This window comes from Gilvimarinus gilvus (assembly GCF_030518155.1).
GTDB lineage: Bacteria > Pseudomonadota > Gammaproteobacteria > Pseudomonadales > Cellvibrionaceae > Gilvimarinus > Gilvimarinus gilvus.
The window spans coordinates 115,637-141,777 of sequence record NZ_JAULRU010000319.1; the positions used below are offsets into that span (position 1 = coordinate 115,637).

Annotated in this window: 23 protein-coding genes and 1 tRNA gene; 18 read left to right on the forward strand and 6 right to left on the reverse strand. The window is 52.8% G+C overall.

Annotation, left to right across the window (positions count from 1 at the left end; all coding sequences use genetic code 11):
* Nucleotides 1-118 precede the first annotated feature (118 nt).
* From QWI17_RS23785 to QWI17_RS05515, 4 genes are read left to right on the forward strand one after another with little or no spacing between them, the layout of a single operon-like run.
* Complete coding sequence (locus QWI17_RS23785; protein WP_502553140.1) at nt 119-625, forward strand: glycine zipper 2TM domain-containing protein; 507 nt, start codon at nt 119-121, stop codon at nt 623-625.
* A 41-nt stretch (nt 626-666) separates the two neighbouring features.
* Nucleotides 667-951, forward strand: a complete 285-nt coding sequence (locus tag QWI17_RS05505) for a PepSY domain-containing protein (protein WP_302721514.1) — start codon at nt 667-669, stop codon at nt 949-951.
* A 24-nt stretch (nt 952-975) separates the two neighbouring features.
* Nucleotides 976-1,656: a response regulator transcription factor gene (locus QWI17_RS05510; protein ID WP_302721515.1), complete on the forward strand. Its 681-nt coding sequence runs from the start codon at nt 976-978 to the stop codon at nt 1,654-1,656.
* On the forward strand, nt 1,656-3,020 hold the full coding sequence (locus QWI17_RS05515) for an ATP-binding protein (RefSeq protein ID WP_302721516.1): 1,365 nt from the start codon (nt 1,656-1,658) through the stop codon (nt 3,018-3,020). Before QWI17_RS05510 ends, QWI17_RS05515 begins: the two co-directional genes overlap by 1 nt.
* A gap of 203 nt (nt 3,021-3,223) precedes the next feature.
* On the opposite strand, the gene QWI17_RS05520 is transcribed toward QWI17_RS05515, so the two are convergent.
* Together QWI17_RS05520 and QWI17_RS05525 are read right to left on the reverse strand one after the other, a co-directional pair.
* Nucleotides 3,224-3,880 (reverse strand): TorF family putative porin, encoded by a 657-nt coding sequence (locus tag QWI17_RS05520; RefSeq protein WP_302721517.1) that lies wholly within the window; start codon nt 3,878-3,880, stop codon nt 3,224-3,226.
* A 247-nt stretch (nt 3,881-4,127) separates the two neighbouring features.
* On the reverse strand, nt 4,128-5,003 hold the full coding sequence (locus tag QWI17_RS05525; RefSeq protein WP_302721518.1) for a DMT family transporter: 876 nt from the start codon (nt 5,001-5,003) through the stop codon (nt 4,128-4,130).
* 368 nt (nt 5,004-5,371) lie between these two features.
* Between QWI17_RS05525 and QWI17_RS05530 the strand changes: the two genes are divergently transcribed.
* The 3 genes from QWI17_RS05530 to QWI17_RS05540 are packed head-to-tail and all read left to right on the forward strand — an operon-like array spanning nt 5,372 to nt 8,335.
* Nucleotides 5,372-6,625: a multifunctional CCA addition/repair protein gene (locus QWI17_RS05530; protein ID WP_302721533.1), complete on the forward strand. Its 1,254-nt coding sequence runs from the start codon at nt 5,372-5,374 to the stop codon at nt 6,623-6,625.
* Nucleotides 6,622-7,365, forward strand: coding sequence for a pteridine reductase (locus QWI17_RS05535; protein WP_302721519.1), 744 nt, complete (start codon nt 6,622-6,624; stop codon nt 7,363-7,365). The genes QWI17_RS05530 and QWI17_RS05535 overlap by 4 nt, the downstream gene beginning before the upstream one ends.
* A 4-nt stretch (nt 7,366-7,369) precedes the next feature.
* On the forward strand, nt 7,370-8,335 hold the full coding sequence (locus tag QWI17_RS05540) for a magnesium transporter CorA family protein (RefSeq protein ID WP_302721520.1): 966 nt from the start codon (nt 7,370-7,372) through the stop codon (nt 8,333-8,335).
* Between the two features lie 10 nt (nt 8,336-8,345).
* On the opposite strand, the gene folK is transcribed toward QWI17_RS05540, so the two are convergent.
* Genes folK through tsaD form a run of 3 tightly spaced genes read right to left on the reverse strand, consistent with a single transcriptional unit; the run spans nt 8,346 to nt 10,302 of the window.
* Entirely contained in the window at nt 8,346-8,885 is a 540-nt protein-coding gene (gene folK / locus QWI17_RS05545; protein ID WP_302721521.1) for a 2-amino-4-hydroxy-6-hydroxymethyldihydropteridine diphosphokinase, read from the reverse strand.
* Complete coding sequence (folB, locus tag QWI17_RS05550; protein ID WP_302721522.1) at nt 8,882-9,241, reverse strand: dihydroneopterin aldolase; 360 nt, start codon at nt 9,239-9,241, stop codon at nt 8,882-8,884. Before folB ends, folK begins: the two co-directional genes overlap by 4 nt.
* A gap of 11 nt (nt 9,242-9,252) precedes the next feature.
* Nucleotides 9,253-10,302 (reverse strand): tRNA (adenosine(37)-N6)-threonylcarbamoyltransferase complex transferase subunit TsaD, encoded by a 1,050-nt coding sequence (tsaD, locus tag QWI17_RS05555; RefSeq protein WP_302721534.1) that lies wholly within the window; start codon nt 10,300-10,302, stop codon nt 9,253-9,255.
* Nucleotides 10,303-10,528: 226 nt separating this feature from the next.
* On the opposite strand from tsaD, the gene rpsU reads away from it, so the two are divergent.
* From rpsU to QWI17_RS05610, 11 genes are all read left to right on the forward strand, one after another.
* Nucleotides 10,529-10,744: a 30S ribosomal protein S21 gene (gene rpsU / locus QWI17_RS05560; RefSeq protein WP_302714333.1), complete on the forward strand. Its 216-nt coding sequence runs from the start codon at nt 10,529-10,531 to the stop codon at nt 10,742-10,744.
* A 69-nt stretch (nt 10,745-10,813) separates the two neighbouring features.
* Nucleotides 10,814-11,263 carry a GatB/YqeY domain-containing protein gene (locus QWI17_RS05565; protein ID WP_302721523.1) on the forward strand — a complete coding sequence of 150 codons (450 nt, stop codon included), beginning with the start codon at nt 10,814-10,816 and terminating at the stop codon, nt 11,261-11,263.
* Nucleotides 11,264-11,320: 57 nt separating this feature from the next.
* Entirely contained in the window at nt 11,321-13,360 is a 2,040-nt protein-coding gene (gene dnaG / locus QWI17_RS05570) for a DNA primase (RefSeq protein WP_302721524.1), read from the forward strand.
* Between the two features lie 169 nt (nt 13,361-13,529).
* Nucleotides 13,530-15,341, forward strand: a complete 1,812-nt coding sequence (gene rpoD, locus QWI17_RS05575; protein ID WP_302721525.1) for an RNA polymerase sigma factor RpoD — start codon at nt 13,530-13,532, stop codon at nt 15,339-15,341.
* Between the two features lie 376 nt (nt 15,342-15,717).
* Nucleotides 15,718-15,794 (forward strand) — tRNA-Ile (locus QWI17_RS05580).
* 962 nt (nt 15,795-16,756) lie between these two features.
* Nucleotides 16,757-17,167 carry a BlaI/MecI/CopY family transcriptional regulator gene (locus tag QWI17_RS05585; RefSeq protein ID WP_302721526.1) on the forward strand — a complete coding sequence of 137 codons (411 nt, stop codon included), beginning with the start codon at nt 16,757-16,759 and terminating at the stop codon, nt 17,165-17,167.
* 80 nt (nt 17,168-17,247) lie between these two features.
* Nucleotides 17,248-18,114 carry a M56 family metallopeptidase gene (locus QWI17_RS05590; protein ID WP_302721527.1) on the forward strand — a complete coding sequence of 289 codons (867 nt, stop codon included), beginning with the start codon at nt 17,248-17,250 and terminating at the stop codon, nt 18,112-18,114.
* 92 nt (nt 18,115-18,206) lie between these two features.
* Nucleotides 18,207-19,349: a TolC family protein gene (locus QWI17_RS05595; protein ID WP_302721528.1), complete on the forward strand. Its 1,143-nt coding sequence runs from the start codon at nt 18,207-18,209 to the stop codon at nt 19,347-19,349.
* Nucleotides 19,350-19,392: 43 nt separating this feature from the next.
* A complete protein-coding gene (locus QWI17_RS05600; RefSeq protein WP_302721529.1) occupies nt 19,393-19,716 on the forward strand; it encodes a hypothetical protein in 324 nt (107 codons plus the stop codon).
* A complete protein-coding gene (locus QWI17_RS05605; protein ID WP_302721530.1) occupies nt 19,700-21,274 on the forward strand; it encodes an efflux RND transporter periplasmic adaptor subunit in 1,575 nt (524 codons plus the stop codon). Before QWI17_RS05600 ends, QWI17_RS05605 begins: the two co-directional genes overlap by 17 nt.
* Nucleotides 21,275-21,297: 23 nt before the next feature.
* Nucleotides 21,298-24,381, forward strand: coding sequence for an efflux RND transporter permease subunit (locus tag QWI17_RS05610; RefSeq protein WP_302721531.1), 3,084 nt, complete (start codon nt 21,298-21,300; stop codon nt 24,379-24,381).
* A 556-nt stretch (nt 24,382-24,937) separates the two neighbouring features.
* Here the strand turns inward: QWI17_RS05610 and QWI17_RS05615 are convergent.
* A partial coding sequence (locus QWI17_RS05615) for a choice-of-anchor D domain-containing protein (protein ID WP_302721532.1) occupies nt 24,938-26,141 on the reverse strand: 1,204 nt, incomplete at its 5' end.

A 26,141-nucleotide genomic window follows, 5' to 3' on the forward strand; every position in this document is an offset into this window, starting at 1 on the left:
AAATTTGCCGCAATTATACCTTTTTAACACGACTTTTGGCCGCTAATCGTCGCTTCAGCTTCCATTCAGCCAACAAGTACCACACTGCAAGTGAACTGTTACCCACCTGGAGGTACTTATGAAGGTATTTCACCCCCTGAGCTTAAGCCTGTCTCTGGCACTTGCAACATTGAGCCATACAGCGCTGGCCCATAAAGACAGACCAGACTATGGGCGGGTTCTGCACACGAAACCCGTCTATGAAACCCGTGTAATCCGGGAGCCCGTGGAACACTGCACTGCCCCGAAACGCCGCCATACCCATACGGTTATCGGTGGAGCGATTGGCGCTGCGATCGGCCTTCGCCACCAGCACAATACCGATGCCGCTATTATTGGTAGCCTGATAGGTGCGGGCATTGGCCACGATATAGACCGGCACCGCAGCAAGCACAAGCGCCGTTGCACAACCAGCTACCAATCTCGACGCCACACCTTTATCAGCGGCTATCAGGTGACTTACCGCTACCGGGGTGACATTTATACAACCGTCACCCAACACAAACCTGGCCGCCGGATTGAACTCTACCGCGGCAAACACCGACACAAGCAGTACCGAACACACAAACCGCACCGGCGCCACTGAGGTGATACAATGGCGCAATCAAAACAGCAGAAACCGTGATTATGATTAAAACCCTGACTTGCGCTGTTTTCCTTTGCTTGCTGAGTATGGGCACCACCGCCTATGCTCAGAAAAGCCCTTACAGCCCCCCAATTACCCACTTTCAATGTGCCGTCAGTGCCGCACAAGCCGGTAAAATTGCCAGCAAAAAATATGGGGGTAAGGTCATTGACGTCAAGGTCGTCAACGTTAAGGGCCGAAGAGCGTACAGGGTAAAGCTATTACAAAAATCCGGGCGAATTCACTCTGTTATCATTGATGCCGACAGCGGTCGCCCACTGGGTTAACCCAATCGCAAGGAGGGCTTAGTTATGCGACTGCTTATTGTCGAAGACGATGCCACGCTCAATCAATCCATTGTTGAACAATGTCAAGACGCAGGTTTTGCCTGCGACAGCGCGCTCGATGGTCGCGACGGTTTGTTTCTCGCCACGGAGCACCAATACGACCTGGCCATCATCGATCTCGGTTTGCCCCAGATCGATGGCATCAGCCTGATTCGCAAAGTCCGCGACGCCAACATTCATTACCCGATACTCATTCTAACCGCTCGCGATGCCTGGCAAGACAAAGTCGAAGGCCTGGAAGCGGGTGCTGATGACTACCTAACCAAACCCTTCCACCCCGAAGAATTGATGGCAAGGGTGCAGGCCTTGCTTCGACGCGCCTACGGCCTTGCTAAAAGTGTTGCCACCTTTGGCCCACTAGAGCTGGACACCGGCGCAAAAACGGTGCGACTGCAAGGTAAGACAGTGGAACTCACCAGCTACGAATACAACACACTTGCCTATCTGGCATTAAACGCGGGCAAAGCCATTTCTAAAACTGAATTGACCGAGCACCTATATGATCAGGATTTTGACCGGGATAGCAATGTCATTGAGGTATTTATCGGCCGGCTGCGTAAAAAACTAGACCCGGATGGCAGCCTAAACCTCATTGCCACCCAGCGCGGAATGGGCTATCGATTCAACCTGGAGCAGTCGGGCTAGTGGCACAAACCACACTCAAAACACGACTGCTTGTAGGCTCACTGGTTGTGCTACCGCTGGTACTAATTTTGGCTGGCCTGGCGCAAGACAAGGCCTTTCGCAGTAGCCTTCTTGCGGCCGAGCAGGTTCGCTTAGAGCGGTACTTTTACTTACTGTTTTCTCTGGCAGAGATGACGGACAACACCCTTTCCTTACCTTCAGTACTGATCGAGCCAGATTTAGAGCAACCAAATTCAGGTGTGCAAGCCTACGTCTACAACGCTCAGGATGAACTTATTTGGCAGTCGGCTTCAAGCCAACTCACTGATCCGATTCCAACCGCCAATGCTTTTGGCCTTCATGACCGACCGGGCGAGTTGATAATTTCGCACCAACCCAAGGATCGCAGTGATAGTTTTTATGCCAGTTTTGACGTACTGTGGGAGTCTAACAACAATGTTACAAATCCCTACCGTTTCGCGCTGGTGCACAGCGGAGAAAGCTACTACAGTGGTCTCAACGCTTTTCGCCAACAGCAGTGGCGCGGCCTTTTACTGGCAACAGCGGCCGTCATTTTTCTCCAGTCCATTCTGTTGGCGTGGGCGCTGAGGCCACTGCAACACCTTGCTCGCGCCTTGGGGCGCATGCACAGCGGCGAAACCGCCCAGTTAAATGGTGAGTTTCCCGGAGAAATTCAAACCGTAGTGAATCGACTCAACCGCGTTTTGGAAGGCGAAAGCCGACTGCGAAAGCGCTACCGAAACAGCTTAAGTGATCTGGCACACAGCCTGAAAACACCGCTGGCAGTGCTAAAATCAGCCCGAATCCCCAACGGCGCCCGTGACTACGGACAACAGGTGCTAGAACAAGTCGAAAGGATGGATCAAGTAGTGAAATACCAATTGCAACGAGCTGCAAACCAACAAGGTTCTGGAACCCGGACACGCGTCCCACTGGCAGAGGCCGCGGACCGAATAACAGCCTCACTGAAAAAGATATACCGTGATAAACACGTCAACTTCACAATCGACGTAAGCCCCCGTCTCGCCTTTGTTGGCGACGAACAAGATCTATTAGAAATTCTCGGCAACTTGTTAGATAACGCGAGTAAGTATGGCAAGGGGCAAGTCACCGTAAGCGCACAGCTAAAGGCCGATCAACTGCAAATCACCGTCGATGACGATGGCGACGGCATCGCCGAAACCTTGCACAACAATTCTCTCGAAAGGGGCGCCCGTCTCGACACATCAAAACCTGGCCAAGGCATTGGCCTGGCCATATGCGCCGATATCGCCGCGGGCTATCACGGTCATTTGAAAATTTCTCGCTCACCTCTGGGCGGGGCAAGGTTTACCGTGAAGCTGCCGGGATGTGAGATAAACTAAAAAGATCTGAGGTCTGAGGTCTGAGGTCTGAGGTCATCCGACGTCAGACATCAAGCGCTTTTCCCGTACCCCGTACCCCGTACCCCGTACCCACTATTCCAACCCCCAAACAAAAAACGGGGCAAACCAAATGGTTTGCCCCGAGAGCTTCATGCTCGCTGTTTAATCTGTCAGCGAAACAGATTCTAAGACTGACTAGTTACTTAGAATTCGATTGGCAAGCTCAGAGATACGATGAATTTAGTGTCATCGTCATAAGAGCCATCTACGTCGTCAACTACCTGACCCAGAGTAAAGCTCAGGTTGTCGTTGAATGCGTAGCCCAAATCAACGTGCGCCAGATCATCTTCGTGCAGACCGTAGGTCACGCTGAACTTATCAAAAGTGGCGCCGACAGTGGCGTACCAGTACTCATCCAGGTCTTCCAGACCGTGGTAGTAAGTGACCGCAACAGGACCAAGACCCAGAGACACAACCGCTTCGGTCAAATCACCGATGTCTGGCGAGGCGTCGTTGCCCATGTCGTCAGTAGCACTTGGGTAGTTGTAGTTCCAGAGGCTAACGTCGTAAGTGAAGCTACCGGCTTCACCGCCAAAACCAACGTACAGGTCATACTCTTGGCCCAGGCCAGCATCACCAGAAGAACCCCATACACCACCATAGAAGCCACCAGCGCTCAGGGTGATGTCGCCAGAAATTGCTGGATCGCCGTTACCCAAGTCCAGACCACGCCAGTAGTACATATTGGCAGCGCCTACCGATGCAGACACCTCTGCGTTGGCAACCGGTGCTACAGCACTCAAGGCAATAGCAGAAGCGGCAACAGCGCTGGCCAACACTTTTTTGTTCATCATCTTCATGAAATCTTCCTCTAGTTTCTAATGGCAGTAATGAATGTCTTTTTTTGGTTAGCTGTATCGATTAGCACACCGAACGAGCTTGACCGACATATAGCGAAGACCGAGCCAACTTGACTTATCCCTTAAATTACAACAACTTAGAAATCTTCAAGAGAAAAACATAAGGTGAGAAAATGGGCGCGAGCACCACAACCGTGCATTTCAAAATAAAGACCGCACACAACTGCACCAATTTGCATCACCAAGCTTAAGCGGGCGACCTCCCTCGCCAAAACCAGAGATCCAGGTAAATGATTAAGGCACCGATAATCACCCCCGCCCCCACGATTGATGAGGCGGGCAGCTCCTCCTGAGCAACTAACACCCCGAGCAGCAGCGACAAAACAGGCGCTATCAGGGTAATCAAGGACACGGCTGTCGCCTTCATGCGTGCCAACACGAAGAAAAAGAGCGTAAACCCCAGCAGCGATCCACCGAGCGATAGATAAACAATGGCAGAGAAAGACTTAATACTGTAGTGCCATTGCCCTCCTATAAGTGCCCACAGCAACAGCAGCCCTGGCAACGCAAATAACAGTGCACCTACGGTTTGATTAAAAGCATCCACTGGAGTATTCAGGCGCTTTAACCAGACCGAGCTGGCGCTAAAAATAGTACAAGCAGCAAGCATACCGACGACCCCAGGCCAAGAATTGGGCGCCACAGATAACTGGCCCGAAAATACCAATGCAAGACCCGCTACCGCAGCGATCAGAGCAGCCAGGCGCCGGGCAGTAAAAGCCGTTTCCCCCAGCAGCCACCAACTGAAAAAGCCCGTCACAAAAGGTGAAAATGCAAACACAATTGCCATTGCGCCCGAGGGGATAAATTGCGCCGACCAATAGACCAAGGGCATACCCGGAAAGATCCCCAGCGATGCCGCCAAATAGACCTTCCACACCCCGGGGCGATCGAATAGGGCTCGGCCCAGCGACACATTAATTAGCATTGCCACCAAAAGTGCGATTGACATGCGCATCGTTACGGCCGCCATAAAACTGCCCGAGCCGTTGCTCCACTGGATAGCCAGCGGAGTGGTACTCCAGATAAGAACAACAAATAAATAAGCGATTGACGTTTGCATGGTAGCTGCCTGTAATCTTAATTACCGGCCGCCATCTACGCACTTAAACCAAAACAAAAAAGGCCGCAGTGTGTAGCAGCGGCCTTTTCATTTTAATTGTGAGAATATTGTTAAAGCTTCTTCATCAACCACAATTTTGCCGCACGCAACCACCAGACCGCCAGCCAGACTCGGCGCAGTGCAAGATCAATTCGTTTGGCAAAATTTAATTGTGTCATCGATACTTTTTGTTTGATTAGTTTCAACAATACCAAAACACTAATGTAGCGATTCTTGTGTATCTTCACAAGTGTTTAATGCGACAATAAACAGCTGCACAACCCCACGACCCAACGACTCATGAAAAAAAGGCTAGACTCTTGACTGGTATGGACATTTATCTTGTCGGCGGCGCTGTTCGCGATCAACTACTCGGCTATCCCTATTCGGAAAAAGACTGGGTTGTCGTAGGTGCCAGCCCGCAAGCCATGTCTGAACTTGGGTTTACTCCAGTCGGAAAAGATTTCCCGGTTTTTTTACACCCGGAAACGAAAGAAGAATACGCGTTAGCACGTACCGAACGAAAAACCGGGCGCGGCTATGCCGGCTTTCACTTTGACTGCGCAAGCGATATATCCCTTGAAGATGACTTGCGACGGCGCGACCTTACCATCAATGCCATTGCCCAAACCGACACCGGGCAGCTGGTAGATCCGTACGGCGGCGCGCACGACATTGAGAACAGAGTATTGCGCCATGTGAGCGAGGCTTTTAGCGAAGATCCGGTGCGTATTTTACGGGTGGCGAGATTTGCCGCGCGCTATCACCATATGGGTTTTACCGTTGCGGCTCAAACCATGCAACTCATGACAGAGATGGTCGAAACAGGCGAGGCCGACCACTTAGTCGCCGAGCGGGTCTGGAAAGAAATGTCTCGGGCGCTTACCGAGAAAAACCCGGAGGTCTTTATCCAGACTCTGAAAGACTGTGGCGCTTTGGCAAAAACAATGCCTGAAATAGAGGCCTTATTTGGCGTGCCGCAACCTGCCAAACATCATCCGGAAATAGACACAGGCCTGCACACCCTTATGGTGCTACACCAGGCCTGTCGGCTTAGCGACAGTCCGACGGTCAGATTTGCAGCGCTTATGCACGACCTGGGTAAAGCTCTGACACCTGAGCAAGACTGGCCCCGTCATCACGGCCACGAAAAAACCGGACTAAAGCCTATACAATCACTATGCCAGCGCCTGGCTGTCCCCAACGACTACCGCGACCTGGCATTGCTGACATGCGAGTTTCACACTCATGCCCACAGAGCACAGGAACTTAAACCTGCGACGATATTCAAATTGTTTAAGCGCCTCGATGCACAGCGCCGCCCGGAGCGATTCGAACAATTTTTATTGGCCTGCGAGGCAGATGCCAAAGGGCGTACCGGGTTCGAACAGTGCGAGTACCCACAGGCCACATTTTTGCAAGGAGCCCTAGACGCATGCAATAGTGTCAACCCGAAAGACCTTTTGGCGGCGGGCTTTTCCGGTGCACAGCTGGGCCAGCAGCTGGAGCGCCAGCGCATCGCCGCCATTGCCGAGTACAAACACAACGTGTCTACCACCAACGAGCTAAGCCGCAAATCATGACAGATTCCCCCGTTGCACTCATTACCGGCGGCGCCCGGCGCATAGGCGCTGCCATTGCCCGCAAACTGCACAGCGCCGGTTGGCGCTTAGTCATTCACTGCCATCACTCTCTCAGCGATGCGGAACAACTCGCGGGGCAGCTAAACAGTCAACGGGCAGCGAGCGTCAATGTACTCAGCGCCGATTTGTGCGCGATGGACCAAGTAAAGACTCTTGCCGATAGCGCCCTGACGAGTTTCGGTCAGATCAACGCGCTCATTAACAACGCGTCGAGCTTTTACCCTACCGCCATCGGCGAAGCCTGCGAAAGTCAGTGGGATGATTTAATCGGCAGCAACCTCAAAGCTCCATTTTTTCTTAGCCAGCACCTGACCCCGGCCCTGACCGCCAGTAAAGGCTGCATTGTTAACATTGCCGACATTCACGCTGAGCGCCCTCTTAAAGGCCACAGCATTTACTGTATCGCTAAGGCTGGCAATGTTATGTTGACGAAAACCTTGGCTCGTGAGCTCGCACCCGACGTTCGCGTCAATGGCATCGCACCCGGTGCAATCGCTTGGCCGGAGGATGCCGCCGCCCTATCGGAGGCCGAACAGAGCGCTATACTGCAAAGAGTTGCACTGGGGCGCACCGGCGAGCCCGACGACATCGCCCGCACCGTTGCCTTTTTGTTACACGACGCGCCCTACATCAGCGGCCAAATTATCGCCGTAGATGGCGGACGGACACTTCAGGGTTAACACTATGATCAAGACGCTGTGGCTAACAGACGACAATGCAAGGAGCGAAGGCGGCGCCGAGCAAATTGAACGCTGGCAGCACACCCAGAATGGTTACTTGTGGGTGGACATTCTTAGCGAAAACATCACCAGCGAAAAAGAGGTGTTGATTTCACTCGGCTGCCATCCCCTTGCGGTGGAAGATGCTCAACGCAAACGCCACCCACCAAAAGTCGAAGATTTCGATGATCAGGTCCTGATTTTATATCGCGGTATTACCGATTTTGACGAAGATCTAAACGTCACTTTAGTACCCATCGCGATGTTCGCTGCCGAGCGTTTATTAATCACGGTGCATCAAGGCAAATCTCTCAGCATTCAGCAACACTGGAACAACTCCAATGGCGACTTGCTGAGGCAACCGCCGCTGCTCGCCACGCGCATCATGCACTACTCTGTGGGCCGCCACATAGATGCGGTGCTAACGTTTGAGGAACGCGTTAATGAGCTCGAAGATGCTATGCAAGAACGTCCGAACGATGACATTATGCGCTTGCTCATTTCATACAAATCACGCCTGCGAAAATTAAAGCGCGTGTTTAGCTATCACGAGCGGATCGCTCAAGTATTGTTAAAAGAAACGCCGACTGTGTTCAAAAGCACCACCGATGATATTGCTCACTCGATGCAAGACCTCTACGACCGCTGCGAGCGAGTACACAGCCTCGCCACCATGTTCTACGAAATTTGCGGCGACCTGATTGAGGGCTACCTCTCGCTTACCTCGCACATGCTCAACAACACCATGCGCGTACTTACCGTGATAACCGCGATTTTCGTTCCACTCACCTTTATCGCCGGCATTTACGGCATGAACTTCGAATACATACCCGAGCTGCAGTTTCGCAACGGCTACTTTATTGTGATGGGGCTGATGAGCCTGGTGGGTATCGGGTTGTTGGCGCTGTTTCGAAAGCTGAAGTGGCTATAAACGTCTGACGTCAGTCGTCGGACGTCTGACGAGCAGTGTTTAGCTGCGATATCTGCCGCCCCCGCCACTCAAACGACACCGCCCACAGCTTTTGTTGGGCAGAGTCATACTCTTGCCAGAGTGAACGATACGTTTTTTGCGCAACGGGATGGCGCTGCTCTGGAGCCAGCTCTGACAATGGCAACAATACAAACGCATTTTTGGTAATTTCATCTCGCGGGAGCTGCACTCCTCCCGCTTCCCCGCAGAAATCGTCGTAGGTGAGAATATCGATATCCAGAGTCCGCGGACTGAACTTGGGGCCGCTGCGGTCCCGGCCATTGGCGTCCTCTATCTGCTTTAACGTTTGCGACAAATCAGCCAGACTTTCCGCGGTTTCAATACCCACGACCAGATTGAGAAAATTACTCCCGGCAAACCCCACCGCCTCGCTCTCATAGACGGTGGATATAGTCAGCTCGCCAAAACGCAGCGCCAGTGCATCTAGTGCCGCGGCTATATGCCTATAGCGATCAATATTGCTACCCAAACTCAAATAGACTCGGCTCATACCGGCTTTTCTCCGCGCTCGATAACCAACCCAACGTCGCGGGCACCGCGCAAGGCTCCGGGCTTACTAACGCGCAATCGCAACCAAGGCACGTTAAATTCGTCGCGCACTAATGCGGCCACCTCTTCCGCCAAGGACTCCACCAACAACGCCTCACGCCCTTCAACATGGGCAATCACGCGCTTAGAAACCGCCTTATAATTCAGTGCGTACTGGATATCGTCGGTTTGCGCCGCACGGCGGATATCCGCCGCCATTTCCAAATCAATACTGACCGTTTGACGAACTTGGCGCTCCCAGTCGTAGATTCCGATAATGGTTTGTATTTGAAGATCCCGAATGTAAACAATGTCCATAGCAAACTCTGTCAGTCGTCAGTAGATGAAGCGTCAAGCGGCGGAAGGCTTTCCAGGGGCCAGCGCGGCGTAACATTTATGGGCAAAGGCTCTGTCATACCTGCGGCCAGTCGTTGTGCGCCAGCGTAAGCGATCATGGCGCCATTGTCTGTGCAGAACTCGTGACGGGCGTAAAATACCGACGCATGTATTTTGGCCAGTGCGACTTCAAGCTCCTGGCGCAGCCTTTTGTTAGCCGAAACACCGCCAGCAATAATCAAGCGCTTATAGCCAGTAGCTTCAAGCGCACGCCGGCACTTAATGACCAGCGTTGCTACCACGGCCTCTTCAAAAGCTCGGGCAATATCGGCGCAGGTTTGTTCATCCGGCAGTCCACTGGGGCCTTTGTGTTTGGCAACGGTGTTCAATGTGTAGGTTTTTAACCCGGAAAAGCTAAAATCGAGACCCGGTCTATCCACCATAGGGCGCGGAAAGGTAAAGCGCCCCGACACGCCATGTTCCGCCAATTTAGCAATATGTGGCCCGCCTGGGTAATCCAAATCAAGCATCTTGGCGGCCTTATCAAACGCTTCGCCCGCCGCATCATCCAACGACTCACCCAGCAACTGATAGCGACCAATACCCTCCACTTTAACCAGCTGCGTATGCCCGCCGGACACCAGCAGGGCTACAAACGGAAATGGAGGCGGGTTTTCTTCCAGCATCGGCGCGAGCAGATGCCCCTCCATGTGGTGCACACCAACCGACGGAATTTTCCAGGCATAGGCCAGCGAACGACCGACACTGGCGCCGACCATTAAAGCGCCAACCAATCCTGGCCCTGACGTGTAGGCAATACCATCAATATCGGCAGCGGTCACGCCCGCGGTGTCCATAACTGATTGAATCAATGGCAAAATCTTGCGCACGTGATCACGCGACGCCAGCTCTGGGACTACCCCACCGTATTCGCTGTGCACCGCTATTTGCGAATAAAGCTCGTGGGCAAGCAGCCCCTTTTCGGTGTCGAACAGGGCAATACCGGTCTCGTCGCAGGAGGTTTCTATCCCCAATACACGCATGATGTAGGACTCCAGAGCCATAAAAGCTCGCTATGATATAGATCGCACCCAGTTCGGGCCAGCCGCCCTACTAAAAAAGCCTGAATTTGCCCTTGCAGGCAGGTAGCTAAGTGTATAAAATCTGCGCCCCTTAGAGAGACCAACGTGTTTACACCGTGCCCTCTCAATATAAAGAGATATTTTTTGTCTTAGTAAAGACACATATTAGTCAACCAAAGGTAAAAGCATGCCTTCAGTAAAGATTAAAGAAAACGAGCCGTTTGACGTTGCTCTGCGCCGCTTCAAACGTGCTTGCGAAAAAGCAGGTGTATTGGCCGAAGTTCGTAGCCGTGAATTCTACGAGAAGCCCACCTCTGTTCGTAAGCGCAACATGGCAGCCGCTGTTAAGCGTCACGCCAAAAAAGTACAGCGCGAATCTCGTAAGTTTCAACGCCTGTACTAAGTTGTACATCTTCGCCTAACAGGCGGAGAGTGCACCAGCTCTTCTAAAAACTCGGAAGCAAGGTCCTGTATGGCATCTGCACTGAAAACCCGAATTAACGATGAGCTAAAAACCGCAATGCGGGCCAAAGACAAGGCTCGCGTTGCGGTTTTGCGTCTTATCAACTCGGAATTCAAACGCATAGAGGTCGATGAACGCATCGAGCTTGACGATGCCCGCGTGCTTGTCGTTCTCGACAAAATGCTCAAGCAGCGTCGCGATTCCATCACTCAGTTCGAAGCGGCTGGCCGCGACGACCTGGCCGATAAAGAAAAGTCTGAAAGTACCGTTATTCAGGAGTTTCTGCCCGCGCCGTTAAGCGATGCCGAGTTGGATCAAATTGTCGACAAGGCGATTGCCGACAGCGGTGCCTCCAGCATGCGCGAAATGGGACAGGCCATGGCCCTGATCAAACCGCAGGTTCAGGGCCGCGCCGATATGGGCGACGTCAGCAAACGCATTAAGGCTCGCCTCGCTTAAGCTCCCCCAACGGCAAAACGCCTAGGCTGGTAGCGGATAAACCGCTAGAATCCCCTCATGAGCCGAATTCCCCAGTCGTTTATCGATGAGCTACTCGATCGCGTCGACATCGTCGAGGTAGTGGATCATCGTGTCAAACTAAAAAAGACGGGTAAGAACTACGCTGCGTGCTGCCCTTTTCACGACGAAAAAACGCCCTCCTTTACGGTAAGTCCCGACAAACAGTTCTACTACTGCTTCGGCTGTGGCGCCAGCGGCAACGCCGTGGGCTTTATTATGGATTACGAGCGTATCGCCTTTCCCGAGGCGGTGGAGCAACTCTCCCATGTTTGCGGTCTGGAAGTGCCCCGCGAAGAGGCCACACCGGCACAATCCAAACAGGAGCGTCAGCGCAAACGACTCTACGCCCTACTTGAGCTTGCCAACGACTTTTACCGCGAACAACTGCGCAGTCACCCGGGCCGGGACAAAGCCGTAAACTACCTAAAAGGTCGGGGGCTCAACGGTCATATTGCCCGCGATTACGGCATTGGCTACGCCCCTCCGGGCTGGGACAATCTGCTCAAAGCACTGGGCACCAGCAGCGACGACAAGCGCGACCTACAAACAGCCGGCATGCTGATTCAACCCGAAGGCTCTGAGCGCAGCTACGACCGCTTTCGCCTGCGCATAATGTTCCCCATTCGCGACACCCGCGGTCGGGTTATTGGCTTCGGTGGCAGGGTTCTGGGCGACGACAAACCCAAATACCTAAACTCTCCGGAAACACCCGTTTTCCACAAAGGCCAGGAGCTGTACGGCTTACACGAGGCGCGCCAGGCGTACCGGGAACTGCCGCGATTGCTGGTCGTTGAGGGCTATATGGACGTGGTCAGCCTGGCTCAATTTGGCCTGCGCTACGGTGTCGCCACCCTCGGTACCGCCTGCAGCCAGGACCATTTAGAGCGCGCATTTCGCTACACCGGTGAAGTGGTATTCTGTTTCGATGGTGACAGCGCCGGACGCAGGGCGGCCACCCGCGCTCTGGAATCCGCCCTGCCGGTTATGACCGATGGCCGCCAGGTTAAATTTTTGTTTTTACCCGAAGGTGAAGACCCCGACACACTGATTCGACAGGTAGGTGCGGAAAAATTTGAAGCCATGATTGCAATGGCCGTCCCGCTCGAGGACTACCTGTTCGATGCCGCCGCCGAGGGCATCAACATTCAAACCATGGAAGGCCGGGCCCACTTCAGTAAACGCGCGGCCCCACTGCTCGCCAAACTACCTAAGGGTGTGTTCAAAGAATTGATGTTCGACTCCCTCGCCAACCGCACCGGGCTGCAGCGCGCCACCCTGGAAGAGCTGGTGGCCAGCCCGGAGACACTGCCATCACAAACACCGCTCGAGCCAGACCCAGAGCCCAGTGGCCACCTAAAGGTAGCCGAGCTGCAACAGGCCTTGCCGACTGCACCCGAGCAATACCCGGCCGATACAGGTGATTATTACCCGGACATTCCGCCGCCACTAGAGGCGCCCGACTTCCACTTTGAGCCATCGCACACCGATGACCTGCCGCCCCCCCACGGGCCCAACCACATGAGCGGCAATGCAGAGTACCCATCGCCTGCCGCTGCGCCCCAGAACAGCCGGTACCTGATGCCACCCGAGCGCAAGGCCATGGCGCTGCTATTGGCCCACCCTGAGCTCGCCAGCGAAGAACCCGACCATAAGTTTTGGCTGGAACAACCAAGTGATGAGCTGCGCCGTCTTGGACGCCTGTTAAAGCTGTTGCACGAACGCAGCCACTACCAGCTACCGCACATTCTCGGCCACTGGCGAGCCAGCTTTGGTGCAACCGAATCCGACCAAATTGCGTCCATTGCCGGCAATGACCTGTTGCGGGCTGCGGTCAATCTGAGCAAAAAAGAGCAAAGCGAAGAACACGGCTACAACCCTCGGGGCGCTTTTCAGTCCAGCTTGAAGAAAGTGCGCGAGCAACTGGAGAAAAAGCAGCGCAACCTGGCCATGGCCAAACTTAAAAGCCCCAATGCAGCCTCACTTAGCCGCGCCGAAAAGGACGCGCTGTACGCCGCTGCGCTGGGGCGTAAGCCTTAGGCGTAACCGCAAAGGCCATTGCAGCCCTCAAATAAACGAAAAAAGACAAAAACCGCTAAATTTTTCAACTAGATAGCGCCCGACAGCCTTGATTTCTCTAGAACATCCCCAACCGTTTAGAGTATAATCCCGCGCTTGCTTTTTAACTGCTAACTTCACAGGGTATCGAATGGCTGACGACGCTAAACAGCAACAGTCCCGTATTAAAGAGCTCATCGCTCGTGGTAAAGAACAGGGTTACCTGACCTACTCCGAAGTGAATGACCACTTGCCTGAGGATATATCCGATCCCGATCAGGTCGAAGACATCATCCAGATGATCAACGACATGGGCATCCGGGTATTTGAACAAGCTCCGGATGCGGACACCCTGCTCATGGCCGACGGCGATTCATCAGCCGATGAGATTGCCGCCGCTGAGGCTGCTGCAGCCCTTGCTGCCGTCGAGACCGAAGCCGGTCGCACCACCGACCCCGTGCGCATGTACATGCGCGAAATGGGCACGGTGGAGCTGCTGACCCGTGAAGGCGAAATCGCCATCGCTAAACGCATCGAAGAAGGTGTGCGCGAGCTTTTGCATGCTATTGCACACTGGCCAGGTGCCGTCCAGCAAGTGATCACCGAATACGATATGGTCGCCAAGGAAGAGCGTCGCCTCAACGACGTTATTATTGGCTGGCTCGACCCTTCCGACGAAATCCCCACAGCCGGCTCTACACCCGCCGCTGCCAAGGATGACGACTCGGATGATGACGATGAAACCCCCTCTGGCGTGGATCCGGAAGAGGCAAAAGAGCGCTTTACCGCCCTGAAGAAGCAACTGGCAAAATCCGAAAAGACTGTCGAAAAACACGGTCGCGACAGCAAGCAGGCGATAAAAGAACTGCACGAGCTGGGTGAGGTCTTTAAGTTCTTCAAGTTACCACCACGTCAGTTCGACCCAGTTTACGTCGGTGTACGTGAAATTCTCGATCGCGCCCGTCGCGAAGAGCGCATGGTGATGGAACTGTGTGTCCGCAAAGCCCGCATGCCACGTAAAACCTTTGTAAAAGAATTCCCTGGCAACGAGGCTAACGAAGACTGGATAGGCGAAATCATCAAGAAAAAGCGCGACTACTCTGAAGCGCTGAAGCCTTTCGAAGCCGAAATTGTGCGCGCTCAACGCAAGCTCAAACAAGTTGAAGAAGAAAGTGGCCTGCCGCTATCGGCGATCAAAGACATTAACCGCCGGATGTCGATCGGTGAGGCACGCGCTCGTCGCGCCAAAAAAGAAATGGTCGAAGCCAACCTGCGTCTGGTAATTTCGATTGCCAAAAAGTACACCAACCGCGGCTTGCAATTTCTCGACCTGATTCAGGAAGGCAACATCGGCCTGATGAAAGCCGTCGACAAGTTTGAATACCGTCGCGGCTATAAGTTCTCGACCTACGCCACCTGGTGGATTCGTCAGGCGATTACCCGCTCCATTGCCGACCAGGCACGTACCATCCGAATTCCGGTACACATGATTGAGACGATCAACAAACTCAACCGTGTATCGCGTCAAATGCTGCAGGAAATGGGGCGTGAACCCACTCCGGAAGAGCTGGGCGAACGTATGGAAATGCCAGAAGATAAAGTTCGCAAAGTGCTGAAAATCGCCAAAGAGCCAATCTCCATGGAAACCCCGATCGGTGACGATGAAGATTCGCATCTGGGTGACTTTATCGAAGACAATACCATCGTGTCTCCGGTAGAATCAGCCACCAGCGTGGGCCTAACGGAATCGACCCGCGACGTTCTCGCCGGCCTCACCGCCCGCGAAGCGAAAGTACTGCGTATGCGCTTTGGTATCGACATGAACACCGATCATACGCTGGAAGAAGTCGGCAAGCAGTTCGACGTAACCCGCGAACGTATTCGTCAGATCGAAGCCAAGGCACTGCGCAAATTGCGTCATCCCTCGCGTTCCGATCACCTGCGCAGCTTTTTGGACGAATAGGGATTTACAAGACTTCGGAGCCGGCTATAATGCCGCTCCGATACCGGTGAACGGTGAACGGTGAACGGTGAACGGTGAACGGTGAACGGTGAACGGTGAACGGTGAACCGGCATTGTGGTATGAATTAACTGCTGAACGCAGTAGATTTTGGCCCCTGACAAGGCGCTTGGGAGCCACCCGCAAGGAGCATATATTAATATGTGACTGAGGATGGCGAGCAAGCAACGCAGCTCAGGGGGCAAAAGATCAAGTTTAAACGCAGGAATTTTTCGTTGTAGCTAGGAGCCGCGCAGACGAAAGAGGGAGCATACATTGAGTATGTGACCGAGTGAGACGAGCACGCGACGACGCTACAGCGGAAAAGAACAAGTTTAAGGGCCTTTAGCTCAGTTGGTTAGAGCATCCGACTCATAATCGGCAGGTCCCCAGTTCAAGTCTGGGAAGGCCCACCATATAATGAAGCCGCTATCTTTTCAGGTAGCGGCTTTTTTATTGGCCTTTAGCTCAGTTGGTTAGAGCATCCGACTCACCTTCTCATTAAAATCAGGGCAGGTCCCCAGTTCAAGTCTGGGAAGGCCCACCATATAATGAAGCCGCTATCTTTTCAGGTAGCGGCTTTTTTATTGGCCTTTGGCTCAGTTGGTTAGAGCATCCGACTCAGCTTTTCATAAAATTCGGGGCAGCTCCCCAGTTCACTCATTGCACTGCAATGAGCAACGAGGTGAAGCCGAAGCCCGAAGGGTCAAAAAGACCCTAGTCTTTTTGATTCACTCTGGGAGAACCCTTCACACTCACTTCCAGAACCTACATTCACCATAGCCATATGACTTTTTTATCGACCTTTAACTCAGTTGGCTGAATCATCCGACTCACCTTTCATAAAATTCCGGGCAGCTCCCCAGTTCACAAATTTGACGGGATCGAATTTGGGCGCGGGAGCGTAGCGGCGGCAGGAAAAGTCCAAGGCACAGAACGTGCCGAGTCCACTCTGGGAAGGTCGATACCTACTCCTGCGGAATCGACATTCGCCACATCCATGTGGCTCGCCCAGCATACAGAAAGCCGCTATCTTCCCGTGTTAGGAGCAACCTTTGTCAAAACGGTCACTAATTTTAATCTCTAACCTTGCCTCTTCAAAATAGCCTATGTAGCAGCTTCTCTAACTAGGTACGGTTGATATTCGCTAAAATTATATGTCGCCTTCAGTGCCGTTATCGTAAAAACCCCTCAGCCGATAATCATTGCCATCAACCCCAAAAGTGCGTTCGCCACTCACCCGTTGAGCCGGAACGACCACTCAGAAACTCGACGTCCCCGCACCACTTCCATGGAAACAAACCAAAAAACCAATTGACGATCGGTTTTTGTGACTGTAGCATCCCTGAGCATCATTCTCATGATCAGGTATCTAGTGATGGCCGCACCGAACTCCGCACCAACGCCCCTTGGTGATTTAGAAATCCAGGCTCTGGAATACCTATGGCAGCAACCTGATGCTACCGCCAAGGAATTTCATGAGTTTGTCAGTGCCTCCCGCCCTAGCTCCTTAAATACGGTTCAGTCTGCAATGGAGCGACTTTTTCGCAAGGGATTGGCTGATCGGGAAAAGGTGAGTCATAGTTACCGCTACTCAGCAAAAACCAGCAAGACAGATCTACTTGGTAATTTAATCAATGACCTGGTGGGGCGGTTCAACAGCGATTCTCAATCATCCGCCGCTGCCATTCTTAATGCCGCCGAGCAGTTGGACGAGCAAGCGTTGGACTTACTGGAAAAAGAAATCAATCGACGCAAGCAGCAGCGTTTGTCCGGAGAGCAGGACTAATTATGGGCTGGCTCAATTTGCTGTGGATGTTTCTGGTTGTGTCACTGGCTACTTGGGCACTTGGGAATGCAATCGCTCTGTTGTTTAGCGCCTTACCTTCAGCCAAACAGGTAGACAGTGAGCGTCGCAGGCTTTGGTTGCTGGCTGGTATGCCTTGGCTTCTTCCAGCAACAGCGATTGCCGCATTGTTCGCTTCGTCACTGGCTAAAGCGATGAATTGGATCCATGACCATTGCCTACAGCATTTACAGCATCATCCGCATTTTTGTTTTGAGCATTTACCCGAAATTGCCTTGGGGCTTGCTCAATCGTTGCCAGTCGCAATCGCTACCTTAGGTTTTTTGATCTTGCTGGCAGCTCGACTAATTCGCCAGGCTAAGGATCACGACCGCGTCAAATTACTTCAAAAATTACTGCCTAATGGGGCGCGATTGAAGCACTTTCACGACTCGCGTCCTTTAGCTTTTGCATTAGGTATTCGACGCCCCGCCATATTCTTATCCAGCGGCCTTAAACAGTGGTTGACGAAGCGACAACAACGTCTAGTACTTGCTCATGAAGCTGCACATATTCGCAATCGAGATGGTTTGAAAAATGCGCTTTTCGAGTGCTTACTTGTAGCCCACTTACACAGAACAAACTTGCGTCAACGCTGGCATTTGAGCACTGAAGTACTGGCAGATGAGTGTGTTGCTCAACAGTATGATGCGTTAGAGCTAGCTACGATTCTTGTTAAACTTGAACGAGCGAAAATTGCGACAACTCAACACCTTTCTATTACGGGCAGCAACACACAATTACGGATCCAACATCTCATTCAGAAAGACGAAAGGCCGGACTCTTTTTCATTTGAGGTTTTGCTTTACGGTATGTTATTCGCTGTACCTGTGATGGCCATTATTCATCACCACGTTATTGAAACGGTCCTAGGGTGGTGGCTGCCGTAATGTCTGAAATAAAAATACTCCCGAGAATCTTACCCATTTTTCTCACCGCTTTCTTTTTTTCATCGGCTGTCCATGCTTTAACAGAGCAGGAAATGTTGCAAAAGGGATTGTCAGACCCCGACGTACAGCGTCGATTTGATGCGCAGCAGGCGCAAGCTAAAGCGCAGCTGGATGCCTCTGGGCACTGGGATAATCCCAGTCTCGAATACAGCCGTGAAGACCTGGGTTTGCAGCAGGGAACGAGTGAAGAAACGACGATCTGGTTGCGACAACGTATCAATATTGCCGGAGTTAATGGTCTGGAACGGGAAGCTGCAAAGTTTTCAATGACTGCCAGTGAATATAGCCAGAAGTTGGAGCGTCGTGACTGGATGTTGCGTCTGCGTAGTGAGTTTTATCAAACTCTGGCGGCACAGCAAAAACTGTCCGCCGTTGAAGGTCTTAAAAACCGTCTACAGCAACTTGCCAATGCCGTGCAGCGTAGAGCTGACAAGGGCGACGCTTCGCGTTTTGATGTACTGCGTATTAATAAAGAACTCGCTGTGATTGGCAGTGACTACTCCCTAGCGAATGCCGAATATCACTCACACCAGTCGTTGCTGTTTGCGTTACTGAATTCACCAGCAGAGCAGCTCAAAGGCAATCTGCTTCCCCCTACTACCTCGCTTCCGACCGTAGACGTTGTGCAGCACCCGAAATTACAGGCACTCACTGCTCAGCAGCGCAGCGCGGAGACCCGCGCTAAGGCAGCACAGCGATCCCGTTGGCCAGAATTAACGGTAGGGGTAGGCCGAAAAGAAGTCACTGAGCCCGGCTTGGATCTTGATGGCAACACGTTCGCGGTGGGCATCGAAATCCCCCTGTTTGATCGCGGTCAGGGACACGACCAGGTCGCCCAAAGCCAGGCGTTTCAACTTCAGGCAGACAAAGCCATTCTGCTACGCCAATTACAGGCCAAAACACAGTCACTGAAAAATGCTTTGCGCAGCCATTATCAATCGGCGAGAGAGCTGGAAAAACTAAACAGCCGCGATGCGAGCCCCTCTAAAGCTAGCCCCTCACAAGAAAGCAGCTTGAGCTATCTCGCTGAGCTCTCTTATCAGGGCGGCGAGCTAAGCGTAATGGAATTACTGGACGCCTATCAATCGGATCTAGCCACTACGCAGCGTTTAATTGATAGCTCATTGCAGGCCCGCCGGGCTCACATACAACTTCAACATATGAACGGTCAATAGCTGTTAACTAATCCTCATTAACCAATATTTCAGGAAATATCATATGCAACCTACTTCAACTCTGCTCGTGTTAATACTCACTCTCGGACTTGCTGCCTGTGATGACCACGGCCATGATCACAGCGATGGCGATCACGACCATGACGCCGAAGTATCCACTCAAGCAGCACCCAAGGATGACCACGGCCACGACCACGCCGAAGGAGAAGATGAGCATAGTCACGATGCACCAGAAACCGAAGCCTTTTACGGTGAAAAGGCCAGTACAGCAACAGCTGACGATACAGAGAGCCGCGAAGAAGAATCCACCCAAGCCTCTTCTGAAGCCCATAACCATGGTGAAGGCGAACATGATCATCACCACTAATCCAATGGGCTGGCAATGGCTGATGGTACTGGTACTTGTCACGGCTCTATTTAATCCGGCCTGGGCTGGCGGTGGTCACGACAGTCACGATGATCATGACGAACACAGCGAAGAACCTGCGCTGGTCTATACCCATTACAGCAATAATGCAGAGCTATTCGTTGAGTTTCCGCCGTTAGTGGTGAACCAACCGTCCACCTTCGTGGCACACTTTACTCGACTGAAAGACTTTAAACCGATGACGTCGGGTGTGCTGGATATACATTTGCGTCGGGATGGTAAAACGGCTGCTCGCTTTCGTGTTAAAGCGCCAGCCCGCACCGGCATTTTTTTACCCGTAGTAACCGCCAAGCATGCGGGCACATATCAACTGATTTTGGAAGTGCGTGATGGTGACTTTCACTCCACCCACGATCTGGGTGAGGTCACCGTATTTGCCAGCAAAGATGAGGCAACCGTTAATCAAGAAACTGTCGAAGGCGAAATCGGCTACCTGAAAGAACAGCAATGGGTTAATCCTTTTGCCATAGTGAAGGCCGAGATGCGGGCCTTACGCCCTTCGGTACCTGGCTTCGCTACCGTCTCCGCCCCCAGCGACGGTTACGCTGTAGTGAGGGCTCCTTCAGATGGCTATTTTTCGGCTGAGACACTGGTTAACGCTGGCCAGATTGTTACAGCCAGCCAATCCCTCGGGTCTTTGATTCCGCGCTTGGGCGAAGGCGCTGACATTGGTCACTTATTGGTTGCACAGGAGCGAGCCAAATCCCAACTTCAGTTAGTTCAGGCCGATGTCAAACGCCTGAAGGCCCTGTATGAACAGGGAGCCATTCCACAGAAACGCTTATTGGAAGCTCGACAGGTGCTGGAAGTTGCTAAGGTGGAATTACAAACAGCACAATCGCGTATCCAACAGCGTGCAGGTCAGAAAGGTACGGCCGCGGCCGGTATCGCGCTGCGTGCTCCCATTGCGGGAGAGGTTGTGTCAGCTACGGCACGTCCCGGAGCGTTTGTTCGTGCGGGTGAAGCGCTCTTTACTCTGGCCGTTACGGATCGGCGCTGGCTGGAAGTGGCGGTGCCCGAGCGATTCGGTGATCGCATTCGGCATACGAGTGGCGCCTGGATAAACCACGATGGCCGCACACGGATACTGGATGCCAGTCATGGCGCAGAGGTGGTCAGAATTTCACAGCAGGTCGAACCCACTAATCGCACCGTTTCCGTGGCCATTGAATATCCATTGCAAACAGGCGCCAAAGATTCCGGGCCATCACTGTTGGGAGCTCGGCTCTCCGCCCATGTCTATGTCGATAAGCCGAAAGCACTTCTGGCAATACCTGTTAGTGCCATTATTGATGATGGCGGGCAACCAACGGTTTATGTACAGACCGAAGGTGAGAGCTTTGCCCGCCGTACCGTAACCCTAGGCTTGCGCGACGGTAATCTCGTGGAAGTGGTTGCCGGTGTCGCACCCGGAGAATGGGTAGTCTCCAAAGGCGCTTACTATATCAAGCTAGCATCAACCGGTGGTGATGCCATTGGGCATGGTCATGCGCACTAAAGAGAAACTCGGAAACATTTTCTATGATTGAAGCTTTTATCCGTTGGTCACTCGGCAATCGTTTGTTGGTGTTGGCAGCCGCTGCATTACTGCTATTGTGGGGTGGATGGTCCGCCCGGCAGACGCCTATTGATGTATTCCCCGACCTGACCGCGCCTGTGGTTACCGTTGTGGCTGAAGCTCACGGTATGCCACCAGAAGACGTTGAACGAATGGTGACCTTTCCTATCGAAACAGCCATGAATGGTGCCAGTGGTGTGCGCCGGGTGCGCTCCAATTCTGGTGTCGGTATTGCCGTGGTCAGTATCGAATTTGAATGGGGCACGGATATTTATCGAGCGCGGCAAATCGTTTCGGAGAAACTGCAAACACTCTCGGCCAGTCTACCTCCTGATCTGCCCGCACCGGTGATGGCACCAGTGTCGTCTATTATGGGCGAGATCATGTTTATCGCGCTGACCTCAGATCGCCATTCAGAGATGGATCTGAAAACCACGGCAGACTGGGTCGTTCGCAGACGCTTACTGGCCGTACCCGGTATAGCTGAAGTGATCCCCAATGGTGGTGAAACCAAACAGTTCCAGGTCATCGCTTCCCCCGAACGACTTTCGGCCTATAGCATTTCACTATCGCAATTAAGTGAAGCCGTCAGTGGCGCCAGTGCCAATGCCGCCGCAGGGTTTATTGTTGAAAACCTTCAGGAGTACCTGATTCAGGGCTTGGGTCGCGTACACAGTATTGCCGATATCGAGCAGGCCGTGGTAACTGAGCGTAATGGTGTACCAGTACTGGTGCGTGATATAGCTGATGTGCTTATCGGGCCTGCTCAACGACGTGGCACCGCAGCTTATAACGGTGAGTCATCAGTTGTATTAGGCATACAAAAGCAACCTGGTATCAATACTCTTGATGTCACCCGCGATCTGGATGACACCATTGCCGAGCTGCAAAAAACGTTGCCGGAAGGCATGGTCATTGCCACCAATGTGTTTCGTCAATCCAATTTTATCCAGAGTTCAATTGATAACTTAGTTGAAGCGTTGCGCGATGGGGCGGTGTTAGTTGTTGCGATAATGTTTGCATTTCTGCTCAGCGCTCGCGCCACGGGTATTGCGCTGATGGCAATCCCACTGTCCGTTTTATCCGCGACGCTAACCATTAGTTGGCTGGGTGGAAGCCTGAACACCATGACACTTGGTGGTATTGCGATTGCGATGGGCGCATTGGTCGATGATGCCATTATTGTGGTCGAGAACATTGTCCGTCGGTTACGAGAAAACAATGATCAGCGACCCGAGCAACGACAGCCTTTTGCCGCTGTTATTTTGCAAGCTACACGAGAAATACAGGGCTCTATTGTTTTCGCCACGCTGATAATCATCCTGGTTTTTTTACCGTTGTTTTTTCTCTCGGGCGTCGAGGGGCGCTTGTTGCAACCGCTGGGCTTGGCCTATGTGGTGTCGTTAGCGGCCTCTTTATTGGTCGCCCTGACCGTTACCCCGGTTTTGTGTCTGTATTTTTTGCCTAAAAGTAAAGCCGTCACACAGGAGCACGACTCTAAACTGATCAGGAAGCTCAAAGAGCTTTACCGCCCTTGCCTACAAGCCGCCCTCGATAAAAGTGGGTGGGTGATCGGTTTGTCGGTCGCCGCTCTCGCCATCGCGGCAATTGGCTTGGCGTTCACAGGGCGTGGCTTTTTGCCCGAATTTAATGAGGGTAGCCTGACGGTGAGTGCGGTAACCTTATCGGGTACAGCGCTAGAAACCTCTGACGAAATCGGGCGTAGAGTAGAGAAAATGCTATTGGCCCAGCCAGAAGTCGTCGCTACAGCGCGACGCACTGGCCGCGCAGAGCTTGACCCCCACGCGCAACAGGTATTCGCATCGGAGATAGAGGTGACCCTTAAAATGGCCGACCGAAGTAAATCTGAGCTGTTGACGGCGCTTCGTAGTGACTTTGCGGCCATACCGGGCACTAATGTGGTGATTGGCCAGCCTATCTCTCATCGCATTGACCACATGTTGTCGGGAACACGTGCCAATATTGCTATTAAGATTTTTGGTGATGATCTGGTCGAGTTGCGCAAACTGGGCCGGCAAGTTGAAGCTCTGGTGACCGAAGTTCCAGGCGCTGTTGATGTGGCCATGGAGCAGCAAAGTGAAATTCCCTTTGTACAGGTGCGGTTCAACCGGGCGGCACTGGCCAATTACGGCCTTAGCATGGTCGAAGCCGCTAATCTGCTGGAGACAGCCTTTACGGGTAAAACCGTAGGTCGTCTTGCGCAGGGGCAGACAAACTTCGATCTTGTGGTGCGGTTGCCTGACTCGGCAAAACAATCAATGGAAACGCTAAAAGAAACGCTGATTACCTTACCCAGCGGCGCCACCGTACCCATTGAGGCACTGGCGGACGTGGAAAAGCGTCGTGGTGCCAATACCATCAGCCGAGAAGATGTTCAACGCAAGCTGGTGGTAATGACCAATGTCTCTGAGCGGGACCTAGTCAGTGTGGTGGAAGATATTCAAACCGCGATAAACCAACGTATTGAACTGCCAACGGGATACTTTATCGAATACGGCGGCCAATTCGAGAGTGCCCAGTCAACGGGAACACGGTTGCTGATGCTCGGTATGCTCGTCATTTTGGGTATATTCTTTTTGTTAGTGACCGCTTTTAACTCCCTACGTGATGCAAGCCTCATTATGTTAAACCTGCCACTCGCAGTTATTGGAGGCGTCGCTGGTGTGTGGGTCTTAGGCGGTACACTTACCATTGCGGCGGTTATCGGTTTTATTGCGTTATTCGGTATCGCAACACGTAACGGTGTCATTCTTATTGACCACATCCGTCAGCTTAGCAATAGCGGTTTGGACTTCCGCCAGGCTATCGTAACCGGGGCGGAAGAGCGCCTGATTCCCATTCTGATGACTGCACTGGCGACGGCTTTGGCATTAATTCCTCTGGCTATGGCCGCAGGCGAGCCCGGCAGTGAGATTCAAGCACCAATGGCCATCGTGATACTGTGGGGACTGCTGAGCTCGACAGTACTCAACATGCTGGTAGTTCCAGCGGTCTATCTCCGATTTGCAAACAAAACAACTGGCTGATTGGCGGCGATGCCGTTAGAGGAGGCAACCTTGCCTTATTTACTAAAACGTATATTTGTAGGCGTGCCGGTTCCCCTCCTGCTTCCTTTTTCTGGCCGAGCAGCTTCGTTTGGGCTTTGAGGTTAGCATCTAACCGATCTAGTACTACTTATTATTGGCTACTTTATGCACTAGGTTATTATGCTGCGGTTATGCTAGCGCTAATGCCTCTTTTGGGGCATCTTCAGACTTTCGGCCAAACTATGGTACCAACCAGTGGCCAAACTATGGTACCCCGCACACAGCAAACTGTCCGGTTTTTTTTATTGGATGGTGCTTTCTATTTTGGGAAGGTCGATACTTGCTCCTGCAGTATCGACATTCGCCACATCCTTGTGGCTCGCCCACCATACAAAAAGCCGCCATCCTCTCAGGCAGCGGCTTTTTAATTAACCTTTAGCTCAGCGGGTTAAAGCATCCAGCTCACCTTCTCATAAAATTCGGGACAGACCCGAACTAAGCCTTCTCAGCGTAGCGTATTAAGGTCTGTCTCCTATTGCTTCTATTGTTTGTTGTTCTATTTAATGAGGGTCTGTCCCCTATTGCTTACGAACCAAGCTCCGGTTAGTCCGATCAGAAGTGCCAAAATCAGCTGCCCGAGACGGCCGACGGACGACAAGCTGACACCGGATAAACCGGTCGTACAAATAACCTCGACATTGCTTACATCAGCTCCGGACATAGTGCCCGTGGGGTTGTTTACGACGCAGTTCTGGGAGGGAGCACTCGGCTGAGTGGCAACAGTGACATTGTAAGTACTTCCGTCATCAATCGCGGTCGGGAATGTAAAGGCTCCGTCGGTCGCAATGGCAAGATCGCCACCGTTGTTCTGAAGCACCAAACCGGTGCCAGCCAGACCGGAGACGGTGCCACCGACGGTAAATTGGGCGGCACTCGCGGTGCCCGAAACGGTAATATTGAACGGATTCTCATCGGCATCGTCGTTGACGAAACTCAGAGCAAAGCTAAAGGCTCCGGCCACACTCGGAGTGTACTGCACGGTGAAGGTGGTGCTCCCACCGCCGGCAGCTACCGTGGTGCTTGCCGGTGCGCTGACGGCATTGATTGTGACGTTACTGGCGACCGAGGTGGTGGCCGTGGTGATGACGAGATCATCGGTGCCGGTGTTGGTGACCGTGTAGGTCACGGTCTGGGGCGTGCCGGCAGACACTGAACCCTGAGCATCAGTGCCGCCATCGGCGACTGCACCGCCCACAGAGGATGAGACCGATATTTCAGGCACACCAGTGGCAGTGCCCGAGACGGTAAAGTTGAACGGATTCTCATCGGCATCGTCGTTCACAAAGCTCAAAGCAAAACTAAAGGCTCCGGCCAGAGTCGGGGTGTACTGCACGGTGAAGGTGGTGCTCCCACCGCCGTCAGCTACCGTGGTGCTTGCCGGTGCGCTGACGGCATTGACTGTGACGTTACTGGCGACCGAGGTGGTGGCCGTGGTGATGACGAGATCAGAGGTGCCGGAGTTGGTCACTGTGTAGGTCACGGTCTGGGGCGTGCCGGCAGACACTGAACCCTGTGCATCAGTGCCGCCATCGGCGACTGCGCCGCCCACTGAGGAGGAAACCGATATCTCAGGCGCACCCGAGCCCGTGCCCGAGACGGTGAAGTTGAACGGGTTCTCATCCGCATCATCATTGACAAAGCTCAGATCAAAACTAAACGCCCCGGCCAGAGTCGGGGTGTACTGCACAGTGAAGGTGGTA